Source organism: Flavobacterium sp. SM15, from assembly GCF_022012335.1.
GTDB lineage: Bacteria > Bacteroidota > Bacteroidia > Flavobacteriales > Flavobacteriaceae > Flavobacterium.
Window position 1 is genome coordinate 1 of sequence record NZ_JAKLTO010000028.1, and the last position, 655, is coordinate 655.

Here is a 655-nt window from a genome sequence, read left to right on the forward strand (position 1 = left end):
GTGTTTTGTGAAAATGCCGGGTCGTCTGCATCCGGTACGTGGTTGTATACTTTGTCGAACAAGCCTACCTTATGAAACGTAGCACCTCCTTTTAATCCAAAGGCCAACTTGTGCTCGTCTCCTAAATTTAACGTGTACGAGAAATCCGCATAAGCGTTGTTCTCCTCCACAGGACCAATCTTATCCGATATCACCGATAATCCCAATCCTACATTCTTTCCTACCGGGCTGTGCGCGAAAAACGTACCCGTAGTCGGTGCGTCTTCAATCTCAACCCACTGCTTTCTGTATAGCAATCCTAAAGACAAAGCGTCCTTAGAACCAGCATACGCCGGATTCACAACACTCATGTTGTACATGTACTGCGTGTAATGCGGATCCTGCTGCGCTTGAACCCCTAATACCCCCGATAAGGCTATCAAAGCGGTCAAATATATTTTCTTCATGCTTATGTTGTTTCGCTTTTATAAAACCAACTCCCAAAACCTCTCAGCTTGGGAGCCGGATCTAATTTATTTTATCTCTCTCTGTTGATGTAAACCCATCCCGTCTTAGTCGTTCCATCCGCTACGTCGATAACATAGTAATACGTACCGTCAGGTAACTCCTGACCAGAATCCGATTGACCATGCCACTGATCTGTGTAGCCAGCGCC

General features: G+C 46.0%; 2 protein-coding genes. Both read right to left on the bottom strand.

Annotated features, from left to right (window positions below; genetic code table 11):
• A partial coding sequence (locus tag LZZ90_RS13985) for a PorP/SprF family type IX secretion system membrane protein (RefSeq protein WP_237791323.1) occupies positions 1-446 on the bottom strand: 446 nt, incomplete at its 3' end.
• 71 nt (positions 447-517) lie between these two features.
• Positions 518-655: gliding motility-associated C-terminal domain-containing protein (locus LZZ90_RS14120; RefSeq protein WP_370640717.1), on the bottom strand; the 138-nt coding region annotated here is incomplete at its 5' end.